Below are 14,677 nucleotides of genomic sequence, written 5' to 3'. Positions count from 1 at the left end.
CTTTAATCAGGTCACGCTTGCCGTTTTGTGGACTGCCTGTTTGATTTTACGGCTTTTTCGGGTGTTTGAGGGCATGGTGTCGCCTTGGAGCGTCTGAATTCACGGGTATCTGATTTGGCAACAATGCGACCGATCTTGCAACATAGTCACTAATTCTTTGCAACATAGACGCATGATGTTCCATTTTTTTTGCAAAAGAGGTTAGTCTTAGAGCGTGCTGCAGGAGTGTTACAGGGTATTAAGTCTAGTGTTATAAGGTGCAAGCGAACAGAATGGAGCGTTTCTTCGAAAAATTGCCCGAGAGGTTGTTCTGGGTTTGCCTTCTGCTTGCCATCATTTGCTTGTCCGTATTCTACGGAATACTCGCGCAGTTAAAAAAATGGCCTCCGGCACCTCAGCTTCGGCTCGCGTACGAGGTGTTGTTTATTGAGCGGTCTCTGACCAGAGCGGTTTATCGCGAGCACCTGCAGCCCTCACGCGGTCAAGGCGATGGTGTCATGATCAATGAACAACCGGATCGTCAGGACTCCATCTTGTTGATGGGTTTTTTTGACGGAGAGAATCAGGCCCGGCTTGTGAAACGCGACGGCAGTGTCCTTCGCAAATGGTCGCTGGACTATTTTGAACATTACCCAGATCCACAAGCGCGCCCCTGTGCATTTCTGGAGGATACACTCGCGGCAGATGTACACGGCGCGTTGCTGACTCCGAAGGGTGAACTGGTATTCAGCTATGAATATTGCGGAACGGTTAAGCTGGATCAGTGTTCCAATTTACTCTGGGCGCTTGATGAACCGTCGCATCATTCGATGGTAGCGTCTGAACGGGGCGGGTATCTTACACTTGGCCGCAACGAGTGGCCCGCTGCCGAGGTTGCCGATCGTTTCCCATCCTATTTTTCAGCGGCTCCAGATGAATGGATTTTGGAGGACGTGGTTATAAGGCTTAATAAGCAGGGCCAGGTTATCGAACGAGTATCGATCCCTGAATTGATCATGGAGAACGGACTGACTGCGTTGTTGACGACCAATAGTCAGGATTTCAAAGTGAAGGAGATAACCAGAAACGAAGTGCTTCACGCTAACAAGATTGATGAGCTGTCGACGGAAATGGCTGATAAGTTTCCACTTTTCAATGCGGGGGATTGGGTCATTTCGATACGGGGACTCAATCTTGTTATGGTTGTGGACCCTGCCACTCGAACGGTGAAGTGGCACCAGACTGGGCCCTGGATTCGACAGCACGATCCAGAGTTTCGCCCGGATGGTAAGATTTCGATTTTCAACAACAATACGTATGTGGCGGCGTATACATGGCATGACAAAACACGACTGGATGCGCCCTGGGATACGAACATCATGGTCATTGACCCGGTTACCCGCGAGACCGAGATTGTTTTTGGCAGCAAGCCCGGTCAAGAGATGCTGTCGGTCATTCGGGGACAACATGAGCTTTTGGACGACGATGGGGTTCTGATCACCGAATTCGACGCGGGGCGGGTGCTGGAAATAGATGGCACTGGCAATGTGATCTGGGAATATGTCAATAAATACGATGATGAATTTGTGGGTGAGGTCACCAATGCAAAACTCTACCCATTGAGTTATTTTGAAACTGATTGGAAGGAATGCGCGTAATGAAATGGTTTGCGAAAATTCGGGCCGGCGGAAGTTTTATACCGCTGTGGATTGTCGGAGCTGTGTTTTTAGTGATGCAAGCAAGCCAGGCTCACGCCTATATCGGCCCCGGCGCCGGGTTGGGCGCGATTGCGGTCACGATTGCCGTGGTGCTGGGCGGCCTCTTTCTTATTGTTGGGCTGGTCTGGTTTCCGTTGAAGAGATTGCTCCGCGGCAAGAAGGCCTCGGCCGAAGCAGGTAAAGAGACCGACGCGGCGCAATGATACAGGCTGTTGCCGTTTCGCTTTTGGCGGTGGCGGGGTTCATTCTTGCTTTGTGGTGGACGAATATCGCGGATATTGCCCGCGGGATTGTTGGTGCAAGCATGGCGGGTGTGGCCGCGCTGTTTGACAACCAGTTGTCTGACGATGCCAAAGAAGTTGCAGCGCGGCGGGCAGGGGGCCAGTTAATTTTAGGCGGCTTGAACCTGGCAGGGCGCATTGTTGTGGCGCTGGCTGCGGCGGGTCTTCCCATCTTGCTGGCGGATTTTGCGGGCCTGGTGCCCGGCAGCGTGGTTCTGGATGTCATGCTGCGGTTGGATTACATCGTCATCGTGTCCATCCTGGCCTTTGCAACGGTGAAGATCGTCAACCGTCTGCGTCGAACCGATGCGGCGGCAGAGAATGGCGGCCCTCAATATTCGCCTGTGGATCAGTTCGTTCACAACCTGGCCTTTTCCGGACCCGGGGTTCAGAAAATGGCCGCACGGGCCGAGGCGCGCCTGATACCGCGCCCTCCGATGTCCGACGTTGCGCAACCCATTTTTGTGACGTCTCTGGCGCGTGGTGGCACCACAGCGGTTCTCAACGCCCTGCATGATGCACCCGAAGTGGCGACGCACACGTATCGGGATATGCCTTTTGTGACGGCACCTGTGCTGTGGAACAAGCTGGCCGGCGGTCAGAGGCGCGGGGTGCGCAGACGGCAGCGCGCCCACGGCGACGGAATGGAGATTGACCTTGAAAGCGCAGAAGCGTTTGAGGAAGTGATATGGAAAATGTTCTGGCCAGAGAGGTACAAAGAAGCCTCGATCCCCCTGTGGCAGGCCGGGGATACAAATGAACAGGCCGACCGGTTTCTACGAAATCACATGAGCAGCATTATCCGGGCGCGCAATCTTCAGACCGGACCGCAGAGCGTTGAGAAGACGCGCTATTGTTCCAAGAACAATGCCAACATTGCCCGGATTCCCTATCTGCTCAAATCCTATCCTGATTGCAGAATCGTGGTTCCCGTACGACGTCCTGAAAGCCATGCCGAGTCCCTGCTGCGGCAGCACAACAACTTTAGCAAGCTGCAAACCCAGGACAGTTTCGTATCCCGCTATATGGCTGATATCGGCCACTTCGAGTTCGGAAATCTGCATAAGCCCTTTCGGTTTTCCGGGTTCGAGCCGACGCAAATGGATACACACACGCCTGATTACTGGCTGCAATACTGGACCTGCGCCTTTCGGGACCTTCTGGAGTACAAGGATAGGTGTATCTTTCTTCTGCAGGATGATTTGCGCGCCTCACCTCAGGCTACGATGGAAGGGCTGTATGACGCCCTTGGTCTGTCGCCCGGTGAGCAGGGTTTCGGGCGGTATTTTCATTCGAAGCCTGACGTGGCCGCAGCAGAGAATTTCGATCCCGATCACTTGCAAGAAGCGCTTGACGTCTATTTTGCGCTGAAAAAACACAGGGTGTGTCACAAGCTTTAGGTCGACGTTGTCAAACAAGCATTTTGGCGGGCTGTTGAAAAATTCCCGCCTTCGTATCAAGGTGGTAACTCTTAATCTAGGCAGTAATTTTTTGAATAGTTTAATGTACCAGTTCGCTACAGGGTAATGCAGATGAAGTTCACTCGTTTCTTTACGGAATATTTTCCTTTGGTTTTGTTCTGCCTTTCCGTTTTGAGTGCGGCATATGCTTATGGGGTCGTTAGCTATAAGTTTGAGTGGTTTCCTGTTCCAGTTCTGCAAAAAGCCAAAGCAGGATTTGACGCTTGGCGACAACTTGAAGCCAAAGAAACGATATATGGCAAGGTGGCAGACGTTTCTGAGCCGAAAGACGATCTGACAACTTGGCTTGTCGAACCCAAAAGCTTTGACGACTTGTTGCTGATTACAGGCGGTTTTGATGAACAGCCTGAACTTTGCCCCGAGCATGGTTGTATTGCTTGGATAATGGACCGCGAAGGGAACGTATACCATACTTGGAGTGTGTCGAGGGCGGATCTTTTTGAGGGACAAGACTTTGAAGGGTTTAGCGGCAAGCCAAATCGTAACAATGTGAACGTAACGGGCGTCGATTTAGACACCAATGGCGACCTCGTTGTGACGTTTCAGGGCCGAAACATTTTTCCCTATCATGTCGGCTCAATGCGGATTGATAGGGACAGTAATATTCTCTGGTCCTATTTGAACAACGGTCATCACTGGCCGCATGTTGCGAAAAACGGCGATGCCCTTTTGCCGTGGTCCCAAATCGAGCAGCCTCCAGAAAACAACATTGGGCCAACTCGGATTGATACCCGCTGTTCAGGACTTCCCGGAGCCGTTTACGAAGAAGGGTTTCAGATCATTGATCCATCTGGTCAAAGAATACGCGCAGTACGTTTTGAAGATCTATTTGTAAAAAACGGATTGATGGGATTGGCATATTCAGTGCGCGACGGGTGTGATCCATATCATATCAATGGGCTTGTGGAGCTAAACGAAGAAACCGCCTCGAAGATTGAAGGTGCAGAGGCGGGTGATATTGCCATGTCACTGCGATCCTCCAGTTCACTGGTTATTGTGGACCGATATGACGACATTGTTCATCGCGTAATAATGGGGCCGATGGCTGCGCAGCATTCACCAAATGTAACCAACCGTGGGACGTTCGTTTTGTTCGACAATCTTGGTGGTCTCGCTTCGCAAGGTGGCACTCGTATTATTGAAATTGATCCAATAACGGGTCTGGGCATATCGCTTTTCCCATTGGCGGATGATACCGAGTCCGTTCTATTTTCCGAGGAACAAGGTCTCGTGCGGTTAAGCGAAGATAACGAACGTGCTTTGGTATCGGTTTCGGAAACCGGACAGATTCTGGAGGTCGATTTGCGGAATGGAAAACCGATTTGGGAGTACCTTAATCAAACCAGTCTCTCTGGGTTTTATAGCCGCATTGGAGAGTCGCCTGATGTCGACTTTGTCATAATGGAAACACGAGGTGCAGATTTTGTTTCTCGGGATTTGGTCGAAACGGTGTTGGGTGTAACAGCGCCAATTGGATCGGTGCCGCCAAAAGCCAATTGAACGGTCAATCTGTGTTGGTATTGATATAAGGAGTTCCGCGCACGTTATTCATACGCGAAACTCTGTTCTGTGCCACCACTTCAACAATCGCACCGGCCAGCTTTTGATGACCCGTTTCCGACAGATGCCCATCCGGGAAAAGATAGTCCTCAGCCTCTAGTATGTCCGGCGTATGAAGGATTGTTACGTCAGATACCTTTGAACGCAAAAGATCGAGGCCCGGCGAGGTCGCAAGGACTTCGGTGAAACGCCCCCCCCGACCGCTTGTGTTCACATCAAATACAATCAGGTGCGGGGGGGTGGGCCCCCAATCCCAATCGGCCAAAACCTCGATCAACACATCGGGGCCACTCAGGTCTGCCATTTGCAGATCGTACTGCTCATCCTCGCCATCCTCGCCGCCAATGAAACGCCAGCGAAGCTCATTAAGGAAGGCGGGCAAGTAATGCCCAAACCCTCCGCCTGTCCCTTCGTTTCCGGCGACGAGTTTGGCATAGGTATCTTGTGACATGGCCGACAGCTTGCCGTCGTGAAGATAGCGTCGGTTTTCGTAGCCATCATTGTCGCTGTATTGGACAATAACTGTCTTCAGGTTGCTGCGGTCAAGCCGGTCCAGCGTCATAAGCTCTCGGACTGTGCCATAGGATGACACGCCGGTGTTAAGCGTTTTGCGCCCGGTCTCGGCCTCGATAACGTCGGCAAAGGTCATTCCTTGCCCGACACCCCAACCCATTGCCTGGCTATCGCCAAGAACCACGATTTCGGGCGCATCAAGAGACGCCTCATCATCGCGATAGCCTGCCGAATTCACGACAAGTTCGGTTGAAAAGCCAGTGTTTTCGAAAGTACAATTGCCGGGCTGCAACGTATAGGTCAGCTCAGAATCGTACCGCGCACAATCCGGGAGGTACTGTACATACGAAACATTCGCCCAGTATATTTTTCGCGCAAGCCGGTCCACTGCACGGATGCCCGTCGGAGAGTCACGCGCGACAAGCCAAGCAAGCATGGCTTCCAGACAAACAAGAAGAACTGCAAGGATCAGGGCATTGATAGCAATGACGCGCCACATCCGGTTTCAGTCCAACCCACAGCTGATTTTGTTGTCTATTGCCTTCGACTGGCCCTGACCTTTAATCCGCAACACGCCAAACCCTTTAACAAAGTAACATTTCGCTCATAGCACAAAATGCCGCGTCAAGGGAACGGTGTTGTCTGCCACTCAGAATGCTGGCCGCGTTGGTCTGTGGCATTTTTTGTCCCTTTGGCCCCGTTCCTCGTGCCTTTCATCTCTTGGCCTGAGAATGAGACAATGATGCTTGATTGGAAACAACGTCAGGATTCCATTGACTTGCTCAAAAATGCTATGAAACTGACAAATGGTGCCCATGTACACGGCCCGATCTGTGCTGAAACTTTTTGGTTTCAGTATCTGATGTTTTCCGGTGTCGGCACGCGGGAAAGGGTGAAAAGTATTCGGTTTTGAGTTTTAGTCCAGAGTGAAATGTTCATAGATCTTCTGTCTTGGGAATTCCTGTTGTTTTCGGCGTTTGCCATCATCTTGGTTTCGTCTTCGATAGGACTTGTGCGGACGGTCGGATTTCTTGGTGCCAATATCGCCTTCATTTTTGCGCTTCTCGGTCCTATCGGTTTGGCCTCAACCTTGTTCTTTTCAGGTTTGGGGTGGGGGCTGACCCGGGTGCATCTGACGGCGTTTAGATGGGCGGCAATTCTGTCGGCAACCCTGCTGATCCTCGTTTTTATCTACATGCTGGACTATGAATTTCTGGGATTGTTCCTGCCGGACGCTGCGCGCCTTTCATTCCTGCAAACAGTTGGTTTGAGTTTTCTGTTGTTCCGTATCCTGCATGTCATGATTGATGCCCGGTCGGATGTCATCGACCGTATCGACCCCGCTGTTTACCCCAACTACCTACTGGCGTTTACCACGTTCATGATGGGCCCGATCCAACGGTATCAGGATTTTCGCGACCAATGGGCAGATCGTACCCAAGCCATCGAGATGACATACGAAGCCCATCTTGATGCCGGGCTGAGAATTCTCTGGGGGCTTGTCAAAGTATACGTCATCGGAACATTCATCTTCCGTTTTGCGCTACAGCCCAATACCGATGTCCTTGCGCTGAGTTTGGGTGAATTCTGGCTTCAATTGGTGGCCTTCTATTTTTTTCTCTATATGAACTTTTCCGGCTACTGCGACGTCGTGATCGGTATCGGCAGTCTGATGGGCATTCGCCCACCCGAAAATTTCAACAACCCGTATTTCGCGCAGAACATTGCGGATTTCTGGCTCCGCCAGCACAGATCTCTTACGTTGTGGTTAACGGACTATGTGTTCAACCCGGTGTATAAAAAGGCCCTCAGTTCCGGTTCTTTTGCCAGTCTGCCACTCGCCGCCGGGATCATTGCGGCCATGCTGACCATGCTTGTTTCTGGCCTTTGGCACGGCACCACAATCGGTTTTTTGATCTTTGGTCTCGTGCATGGGACGTGGCTCGCGATTTATCGGATATGGGATCACGTTTTGGTGGCGCGTCTTGGGAAAAAACGACTGCGAAAAGTCCGGGCAAGCTGGCCCGGACGGGTTGTCGGAATGGCGATTACCTTGCACGCGGCTGCCTTTGCGTTCCTGTTCTTCCAGTTGGACACACCAAGCGTCGTTGCGCTTTTGAAAGGGCTTTTGTGATGTGGTCGACCCTTTTTCCCAATCGGTCTATTCGGATGACCATGAAGATTCTCGTCGCAGCCGGGCTTGTTGGTGTTCTTTTTGTCTTCTCCGCAACGGAGGTCGATTTTGTCTACACGGGTTTCTAGGAAACTGCGCCTTTCGCTTGCGGCCCTTGGGACAATTGGGGCCGTCGTTGTGTTGGTCTTTTCGGCGCTGACATGGTTGGCCATCAGCGCCGAGCGCAGCTTTTTCATGTTCCCGTATAAACAGGAAAGCTGGTACCGCTTTCTGCTGCCGTCGCAATTTGTGGTCCAGGACAAACCCGTCATCATGCTGGCTGGCCCCTCTACAGTGCGCGAGAACCTGCGATGGGAGCAGGTGCAGGAGGCGTTTCCCGATTACCACATCTACCAGGGGGGGATCAGTCTGGGCACGATTGAAGACGTGATAATCTCGCTGAAACTGATCGAGGCAGCCTATGGTGAAGACGCATTGCCGGACTATGTTATTCTTGGTCTCGGGCCTCGTTTCATTGCCAACCTGCCGCCCGAACGGCCCTTTAAAACAATTGTTGATACCTACAGCCCCTGGTCGGTGACAACTGGCCCAAACGGGGTTGAGCTGCACAAAAAATCGCTTTTTGGCGCTGCGCGGGCCAAAATCCGCTTTATTGGAAAGCAACCCGAGCGTTTCAGGTCTGCACTGCGTGCCTGGGCGGCCTATTGGGGTCGCTCGATCGAAGAATGGCCCTTTGGCGAGTCTGTCTTGCGCCAAACCGGGTTGCTGAATGTGTGGCAATCGCAAGTCGAAAGGCAGGGAAGGCTTGTTTCACCTTACAAATTTGCCAGAAACGCCGGCCTGAGCGAAGCTGATCTTGCTAATTTTATGTCAGGCGGCTGGTGGGAGTCTGTTTTCGACTGGGATGCGCGCAAGAATAGCGGTCCCGCAGCTGAACGTTTGCGCCAGCTTATGGAGTTCCTTGATGTGCATGGCATAGGCGTCGCGGTCGTAAACATGCCCGAGCGGTCCTATTCCCGCGACCGATTTACTTTCGAGTATGACGACTATCTCGGAGCGATCCAAGACGGCATTGGTCAAGCACCGTTCCTCGATCTGAGTGTTTTCGCGCATGATAGCGAATTTTTCGATGCCGAACATACCATACCAGAAGGGTCACAGCGTTTGACGGCCCACGTAACAGCTTGGATTCAGTCATTATTGAATTAATGTGAGGGGGTAAGAGAATAAATTATCGATGTGATTGAGTATAGTGTTACTAGTTAAGCAATTACCCTAAATTTTGGGGGAGGTTAAATGGTTTCAGGTGTAAAGACAGGGAGTGTTTCCCCTGACACAGATATGCCAGACGAAAAAGCGCGGGCCCAGATTCTGAGTGCTCTGCGAGCGACCGAGTCCATTCAGGACTATCTCTCGTTGTGCCGCAAATGGCGTAAGATCGACCGGACCGTCAGCGATGATGGGTGCACCAAACTGCGGGTCGCGCTTCTGAGCGGCGCGACGACGGATTTCCTTGAGCTTCCTCTGCGCGCCGAGCTTGACAGCTTTGGTCTTCGCGCCCTTATTCACCGCCCGGATTTCAACACTCACGTCGCCGAGCTTATGGACCCTGCAAGTGCGACGGCTGAGTTCTCTCCGCAGATTGCAGTTATTCTGCTCGGGGCATCGGATATCACTGAATGGCCAGCCGTAGGCGATACTGAGGCGGACGTGGCAAAGCTGGCCGACCGATTTGTTGATCTGTGGCTGAACAACATCTGCGCAACGTTCAATCGGGAAACCGGCGCTGAAATCATCCTTGGCAACCTGCATCTGCCGCCGACTTCATCAACCGGTCACCTTAGCCGTCGCCTGCCTTGGGATCGAACCAATTTCGTGCGTCGGATCAATCAACTTTTGGCGGAACGGGCGCCGAAATTTGTTCATACACTGGACCTAGAGCTTCTCTCGGCCCAATACGGGGTCCAGCAATGGTTCGATCCCCGCTTTTGGTATCACGCCAAACAACCTGTTTCATTCGATTGCATGATCCCGCTTGTGCGCGACATGGCGGGGATTATCGCGGCCATCTATGGCAAGACTTCGAAATGTATCGTGCTGGATCTGGACCATACCCTGTGGGGCGGAATTGTCGGTGACGATGGGGTGAATGGCATCAAGATTGGCCAGGGCAGCGCTGAAGGCGAGGCCTTCCTGGCCTTTCAAAACTATCTGCTTGAGCTGAAGGCGCGTGGCGTTTTGCTTGCTGTGGCCTCAAAAAACGAAGACGCCAACGCGCGCGCGCCATTCGATACGCTGGATGACATGGCGTTGAAACACGCCGACTTCGTGTCTTTCAAGGCAAACTGGGGACCCAAGCCCGATAGTATCGCCGCCATCGCGCAGGAACTGAACATCGGGCTCGACGCGATCATCTTTGTCGATGACAACCCGGCGGAGCGTGCTTTGGTACGGCAAAGCTTACCGGAAGTGCGTGTTCTGGAAGTGGGCGACGATCCTTCGGAATACCCATATCTTCTAAGCCGGTCCGGTTGGCTTGAAACAATCGAGATTACCAGTGAGGACCGCAAGAAATCCGATCAATACGCTGCTAATCGATCGCGTACCGAGCTTGCGGAAAGCGCAGTAGACTATGACAGCTATCTGCGCTCGTTGAATCAGAAAGCGGTGATCCGCCCGTTCGAGCCAGAGCATTTCGACCGGATTACGCAGCTTATCAATAAAACCAATCAGTTTAACCTGACCACCCAACGGATGACGCAATCCGAGGTAGAGGCGCTGGCAGCCAGTGACAGCACGCTTACGGCGTATATGAGGTTGAAGGACAGCTTTGGTGACAACGGCCTCATCAGCGTAGCTGCAGGATCTGTTGTGGGTGACACGCTGATACTTGATCTTTGGCTCATGAGCTGCCGCGTCTTCAAAAGGGGTGCCGAGTTCGCCATGGCGAATTACCTTTTGCAGGAAGCCGCGCGCCGGGGCATTTCCAATGTCAGGGGGCTCTACCGGCCAACGGCAAAGAACGGCCTGGTCGAAAACCTCTATGCCGACCTTAACTTTGAAAAGGACGGTCCTGCGGAAGATAATGGTACAAATTGGAGCCGAACACTTGCGGAGTTCGAACCGTTTCCAGTCAGCATTGAAATAGTGGAGGATTTTGCGTGACCGAAAGTGAGGTATGGCAGCGTTTAACATCGGTCTTTCAGGACGTCTTCGAGGATGACGAGATCTCCTTGAGCCCTGAGACCACGGCCGAAGCGATCGAGGATTGGGACTCCTTGACGAATATCCAGTTGCTGATCGCCATCGAGAAGGCTTTTCCTGGGCTTCAGTTCAGCACCGGAGAGGTTGCAAACCTCGAAAATGTGGGCGATTTGGTTTCGGCGATCATAAAGCGCGTTGCAACTTGACGCCTCAAGCAACAGGATTTGAGGCCATCGGCGACGGATTTTACTCGGCACGTTGCCGATGCGCGGTGATCGATCCACCTGTTTGATCAAAGTGTGGGCTGACTTTTGGGTGCAACACGATCTGCTCTATTCGCGCGCCCATTCATGACAGCCCTGTATTCAATTGCTAATAATATGTTGTGTTAACACGGGTTTTGAGTGCATGCAGATTGAAGATACTGCCTTATCTGGCGTCCTTATCCTGACGCCCAAGCGGTTCGGGGATGAGCGCGGTTTTTTCTCTGAATCCTGGAACCGAAAAACCTTGGGCGCACATGGGATCGTCCTTGATTTTGTGCAGGACAACCATTCGGTTTCTGCTGGTGTTGGCACCCTTCGTGGGTTTCATTTTCAATCGCCACCTTATGCGCAGGACAAGCTTGTACGTTGCGGGCAGGGGGCTTTGTTCGATGTGGTCGTCGATATCCGCAAAGGTTCTCCCACATACGGACGGTGGCTGGGTGTTGATCTGACGGCAGAGAACGGAAAACAGCTTTTGGTGCCCAGGGGGTTCTTGCATGGCTTTGTCACACGGGCCCCGGATACCGAAATTTGCTACAAATGCACCGACTATTACGCACCCGAGTGCGAGGCAGCAGTGCGCTGGGACAGTTGCGGTGTAGATTGGGGCCTGATCGGCGACCCGGTGCTGTCTGACAAGGACGCAGTGGCCCCCATATTTGCCGAGTTCAACAGCCCATTTGTCTGGGAGGGCAGGCCATGAAGCTGCTGGTGACAGGAGGTGCGGGGTTTATCGGGTCCGCCGTCGTGCGGCGGGCGGTTCGGGATGGGCATCAAGTGGTCAATCTGGATGCGCTGACCTATGCAGCCTGCCTCGACAACGTGGCCGAGGTGGCGGATGATCCTAACTACACCTTCATTGAGGCTGATATTCGGGATCGCACAGCCATGGACCGGGCGCTGGCGGAATATGCTCCGGACGTGATCATGCACCTGGCAGCTGAAAGCCATGTGGATCGCTCGATCGACGGGCCCGGTGCTTTTATCGAAACCAACGTGACCGGCACCTATACCCTACTTGAAGCCGCCCGAGCACATTGGGAAGAGCAGGGGAGGCCGGACAGCTTTCGGTTCCACCATATCTCTACCGATGAGGTCTATGGCTCGCTGGGTCCAACCGGTCAGTTCACCGAAGAGACGCCTTATGATCCGCGTTCACCCTATTCGGCCAGCAAGGCCGCCAGTGATCATCTGGTGCGGGCTTGGTTCGAAACCTATGGTTTGCCTGTGGTGTTGACAAATAGCTCGAACAATTACGGGCCGTATCATTTCCCCGAAAAGCTGATCCCTGTCACAATCCTGAACGCTTTGGCGGGTAATCCGCTACCGGTTTATGGCGACGGGTCCAATGTCAGAGACTGGTTATACGTCGAAGACCACGCCGAGGCGCTGCTGCTGGTAGTTCAAAAAGGTCAGATCGGACGCAACTACAACATCGGCGGTGAAAACGAGTGCACCAACCTGCAACTGGTGCAGATGCTGTGTGGTATTCTGGATCGTCTGCGCCCTGTGGCCACGCCTTATGCCGACCTGATTACCTTTGTCGCTGACCGTCCGGGTCACGATGCCCGCTATGCCATCGACCCAACCCGCATCCGGCGGGAGCTGGGCTGGCGCCCCTCGGTCAGCATCCAAGAGGGGCTGGAGCGCACCGTTCAGTGGTATCTGGACAATGAAAGCTGGTGGTGCGCGCTGCAAAACCGGGACGGCGTTGGTAAGCGATTGGGTATGAAATCATGACCATCCTTGTCTTTGGCCGAACCGGGCAGGTGGCGCGGGAACTGGCGACGTATGCGGGGGTGACATGCCTCGACCGTTCCGAGGTTGATCTGGAACAGCCCGCCTCCTGTGCGGCGGCAATCCGCGCGGCGGCTCCACAGGCAGTGATCAATGCGGCGGCCTTTACTGCCGTTGACCGGGCTGAGGAAGAAGAGGCGCTCGCAACCGTCATCAACGCAGATGCGCCCGCTGCGATGGCGCAGGAATGCGCTGCATTGGGCATCCCTTTCGTCTCTATTTCGACGGATTATGTGTTTGATGGATCAGGGGATGCCCCGTGGAGCCCTTCTGACTCGACCAAACCACTGGGGGCGTATGGGCGCTCGAAACTGATGGGGGAACAGGGGATTACTGCAGCGGGGGGCGCCTATGGCATCCTGCGCACCTCCTGGGTGGTGTCGGCCCACGGCAACAACTTCGTCAAGACGATGTGGCGGCTTGGGGCCGAGCGAGGCCAGCTGTCGATTGTGGCCGATCAGATTGGCGGCCCGACGCTCGCACGGGACATCGCGGCGGCTTGTCTATCAATGGCGCAGCAGCTGATCACGGATGCGGGCAAAACGGGTATCTACCACTTTGCGGGCACACCAGACACCAGTTGGGCCGGGTTTGCCCGGGCAATTTTTGCCGAATTAGAGATTGATTGTGATGTAACGAACATTCCGTCCGACGAATACCCCACCCCCGCCAGACGCCCATTGAATTCCCGCCTTGATTGTTCCTCACTGGAAACAACTTTTGGCATTACACGTCCTGATTGGCGGCAGGGGTTAAGGGATATTCTGCAAGATTTGGAAAACACGTCATGAGTACACGGAAAGGCATCATACTTGCGGGGGGATCGGGTACACGCCTCTATCCGATCACGATGGCTGTCTCGAAACAGCTGTTGCCACTTTATGACAAGCCGATGATCTATTACCCGCTGTCGGTGCTGATGCTGGCCGGTATTCGCGACATTTGTGTGATCACCACTCCGCAGGATCAGGACCAGTTCAAGCTCACGCTGGGGGATGGTAGCCAGTGGGGGGTTAGCCTGACCTATGTGGTGCAGCCCAGCCCTGACGGTCTTGCGCAGGCCTATATTCTGGCCGAAAAATATCTGGCCGGCGCGCCTTCGGCGTTGGTTCTGGGGGACAACATCTTTTTTGGCCACGGCTTGCCCAAATTGCTGGCCGCGGCGGATGGGCATGCCGAGGGTGGGACTGTGTTCGGCTATCACGTGGCCGACCCTCAGCGCTATGGCGTGGTTGCTTTTGACTCGGATGGACGTGCGCGCGAGATTATCGAGAAGCCTTCGGTCCCTCCGTCGAATTATGCTGTTACCGGCCTTTACTTCCTGGATGGCTCGGCACCACAGCGCGCCCGACAGGTCAAACCCTCGCAGCGGGGTGAGTTGGAGATCACCGACTTGCTGCAGATGTATCTGGAAAAAGGTCAACTTAGGGTCGAAACCATGGGGCGGGGCTATGCCTGGCTGGATACGGGCACCCATGCCAGCCTGTTGGATGCAGGCAATTTTGTGCGCACTCTTGAAGAACGTCAGGGGTTGCAAACGGGATGCCCCGAAGAGATCGCCTGGCAACTGGGTTGGATCAGTGACGAGCAATTGCGCCAGCGGGCCGAGATGTTCGCGAAGAATGAGTATGGGACCTATCTGGACGGTTTGTTGGAATAACAGACCGGCTGAGAGAAGCGATCATTGGGCAGGGGTTCGCAAGCCTTTCTGAATAAAGGCAAAAAATGCACGCTAGGATTTGGG

At 53.6% G+C, this 14,677-nt stretch carries 14 protein-coding genes; 13 read left to right on the top strand and 1 reads right to left on the bottom strand.

Going from position 1 to position 14,677, the window contains the following annotated elements; all coding sequences use genetic code 11:
• Positions 1-272 precede the first annotated feature (272 nt).
• The 4 genes from AB1A64_RS00830 to AB1A64_RS00815 all read left to right on the top strand — a co-directional run bounded on the left by AB1A64_RS00830 (position 273) and on the right by AB1A64_RS00815 (position 4,959).
• Positions 273-1,637 carry an arylsulfotransferase family protein gene (locus tag AB1A64_RS00830; protein WP_366549652.1) on the top strand — a complete coding sequence of 455 codons (1,365 nt, stop codon included), beginning with the start codon at positions 273-275 and terminating at the stop codon, positions 1,635-1,637.
• Positions 1,637-1,900, top strand: coding sequence for a hypothetical protein (locus tag AB1A64_RS00825; protein ID WP_366549651.1), 264 nt, complete (start codon positions 1,637-1,639; stop codon positions 1,898-1,900). Before AB1A64_RS00830 ends, AB1A64_RS00825 begins: the two co-directional genes overlap by 1 nt.
• Complete coding sequence (locus AB1A64_RS00820; RefSeq protein ID WP_366549650.1) at positions 1,897-3,378, top strand: sulfotransferase; 1,482 nt, start codon at positions 1,897-1,899, stop codon at positions 3,376-3,378. Before AB1A64_RS00825 ends, AB1A64_RS00820 begins: the two co-directional genes overlap by 4 nt.
• Before the next feature lie 132 nt (positions 3,379-3,510).
• Positions 3,511-4,959, top strand: a complete 1,449-nt coding sequence (locus tag AB1A64_RS00815) for an arylsulfotransferase family protein (RefSeq protein WP_366549649.1) — start codon at positions 3,511-3,513, stop codon at positions 4,957-4,959.
• A 4-nt stretch (positions 4,960-4,963) separates the two neighbouring features.
• Here the strand turns inward: AB1A64_RS00815 and AB1A64_RS00810 are convergent, their stop codons facing one another.
• Positions 4,964-6,031 carry a hypothetical protein gene (locus AB1A64_RS00810; protein WP_366549648.1) on the bottom strand — a complete coding sequence of 356 codons (1,068 nt, stop codon included), beginning with the start codon at positions 6,029-6,031 and terminating at the stop codon, positions 4,964-4,966.
• Between the two features lie 243 nt (positions 6,032-6,274).
• Between AB1A64_RS00810 and AB1A64_RS00805 the strand changes: the two genes are divergently transcribed.
• The 9 genes from AB1A64_RS00805 to rfbA all read left to right on the top strand — a co-directional run bounded on the left by AB1A64_RS00805 (position 6,275) and on the right by rfbA (position 14,593).
• A complete protein-coding gene (locus AB1A64_RS00805; protein WP_366549647.1) occupies positions 6,275-6,445 on the top strand; it encodes a hypothetical protein in 171 nt (56 codons plus the stop codon).
• Positions 6,446-6,463: 18 nt separating this feature from the next.
• A complete protein-coding gene (locus AB1A64_RS00800; RefSeq protein WP_366549646.1) occupies positions 6,464-7,666 on the top strand; it encodes an MBOAT family O-acyltransferase in 1,203 nt (400 codons plus the stop codon).
• 204 nt (positions 7,667-7,870) lie between these two features.
• Positions 7,871-8,875, top strand: coding sequence for a hypothetical protein (locus tag AB1A64_RS00795; RefSeq protein ID WP_366549645.1), 1,005 nt, complete (start codon positions 7,871-7,873; stop codon positions 8,873-8,875).
• A gap of 132 nt (positions 8,876-9,007) precedes the next feature.
• Positions 9,008-10,831, top strand: a complete 1,824-nt coding sequence (locus tag AB1A64_RS00790) for an HAD-IIIC family phosphatase (RefSeq protein ID WP_366549644.1) — start codon at positions 9,008-9,010, stop codon at positions 10,829-10,831.
• The gene (locus AB1A64_RS00785) at positions 10,828-11,076 is read left to right on the top strand and encodes an acyl carrier protein (RefSeq protein ID WP_366549643.1); all 249 of its coding nucleotides are present in this window, start codon (positions 10,828-10,830) and stop codon (positions 11,074-11,076) included. Before AB1A64_RS00790 ends, AB1A64_RS00785 begins: the two co-directional genes overlap by 4 nt.
• A gap of 202 nt (positions 11,077-11,278) precedes the next feature.
• Positions 11,279-11,839 (top strand): dTDP-4-dehydrorhamnose 3,5-epimerase, encoded by a 561-nt coding sequence (gene rfbC, locus AB1A64_RS00780; RefSeq protein WP_366549642.1) that lies wholly within the window; start codon positions 11,279-11,281, stop codon positions 11,837-11,839.
• Positions 11,836-12,876: a dTDP-glucose 4,6-dehydratase gene (gene rfbB, locus AB1A64_RS00775; RefSeq protein WP_366549641.1), complete on the top strand. Its 1,041-nt coding sequence runs from the start codon at positions 11,836-11,838 to the stop codon at positions 12,874-12,876. Before rfbC ends, rfbB begins: the two co-directional genes overlap by 4 nt.
• Positions 12,873-13,724, top strand: a complete 852-nt coding sequence (rfbD, locus tag AB1A64_RS00770) for a dTDP-4-dehydrorhamnose reductase (protein WP_366549640.1) — start codon at positions 12,873-12,875, stop codon at positions 13,722-13,724. The genes rfbB and rfbD overlap by 4 nt, the downstream gene beginning before the upstream one ends.
• Complete coding sequence (gene rfbA, locus AB1A64_RS00765) at positions 13,721-14,593, top strand: glucose-1-phosphate thymidylyltransferase RfbA (protein ID WP_366549639.1); 873 nt, start codon at positions 13,721-13,723, stop codon at positions 14,591-14,593. Before rfbD ends, rfbA begins: the two co-directional genes overlap by 4 nt.
• Positions 14,594-14,677: the final 84 nt, after the last annotated feature.

Origin of the sequence: Ruegeria sp. ANG10, from assembly GCF_040705255.1 — a bacterium.
Taxonomy (GTDB): domain Bacteria; phylum Pseudomonadota; class Alphaproteobacteria; order Rhodobacterales; family Rhodobacteraceae; genus Ruegeria.
This window is presented reverse-complemented; position numbering and strand designations above follow the sequence as displayed.

What these genes read in the sequence shown, in the direction of transcription:
- AB1A64_RS00830 (WP_366549652.1), top strand. Translation starts at nt 273, where the DNA reads ATGGAGCGTTTCTTCGAAAAATTGCCCGAGAGGTTGTTCTGGGTTTGC.
- AB1A64_RS00825 (WP_366549651.1), top strand. Translation starts at nt 1,637, where the DNA reads ATGAAATGGTTTGCGAAAATTCGGGCCGGCGGAAGTTTTATACCGCTG.
- AB1A64_RS00820 (WP_366549650.1), top strand. Translation starts at nt 1,897, where the DNA reads ATGATACAGGCTGTTGCCGTTTCGCTTTTGGCGGTGGCGGGGTTCATT.
- AB1A64_RS00815 (WP_366549649.1), top strand. Translation starts at nt 3,511, where the DNA reads ATGAAGTTCACTCGTTTCTTTACGGAATATTTTCCTTTGGTTTTGTTC.
- AB1A64_RS00810 (WP_366549648.1), bottom strand. Translation starts at nt 6,031, where the DNA reads ATGTGGCGCGTCATTGCTATCAATGCCCTGATCCTTGCAGTTCTTCTT.
- AB1A64_RS00805 (WP_366549647.1), top strand. Translation starts at nt 6,275, where the DNA reads ATGCTTGATTGGAAACAACGTCAGGATTCCATTGACTTGCTCAAAAAT.
- AB1A64_RS00800 (WP_366549646.1), top strand. Translation starts at nt 6,464, where the DNA reads ATGTTCATAGATCTTCTGTCTTGGGAATTCCTGTTGTTTTCGGCGTTT.
- AB1A64_RS00790 (WP_366549644.1), top strand. Translation starts at nt 9,008, where the DNA reads ATGCCAGACGAAAAAGCGCGGGCCCAGATTCTGAGTGCTCTGCGAGCG.
- rfbC (WP_366549642.1), top strand. Translation starts at nt 11,279, where the DNA reads ATGCAGATTGAAGATACTGCCTTATCTGGCGTCCTTATCCTGACGCCC.
- rfbB (WP_366549641.1), top strand. Translation starts at nt 11,836, where the DNA reads ATGAAGCTGCTGGTGACAGGAGGTGCGGGGTTTATCGGGTCCGCCGTC.
- rfbD (WP_366549640.1), top strand. Translation starts at nt 12,873, where the DNA reads ATGACCATCCTTGTCTTTGGCCGAACCGGGCAGGTGGCGCGGGAACTG.
- rfbA (WP_366549639.1), top strand. Translation starts at nt 13,721, where the DNA reads ATGAGTACACGGAAAGGCATCATACTTGCGGGGGGATCGGGTACACGC.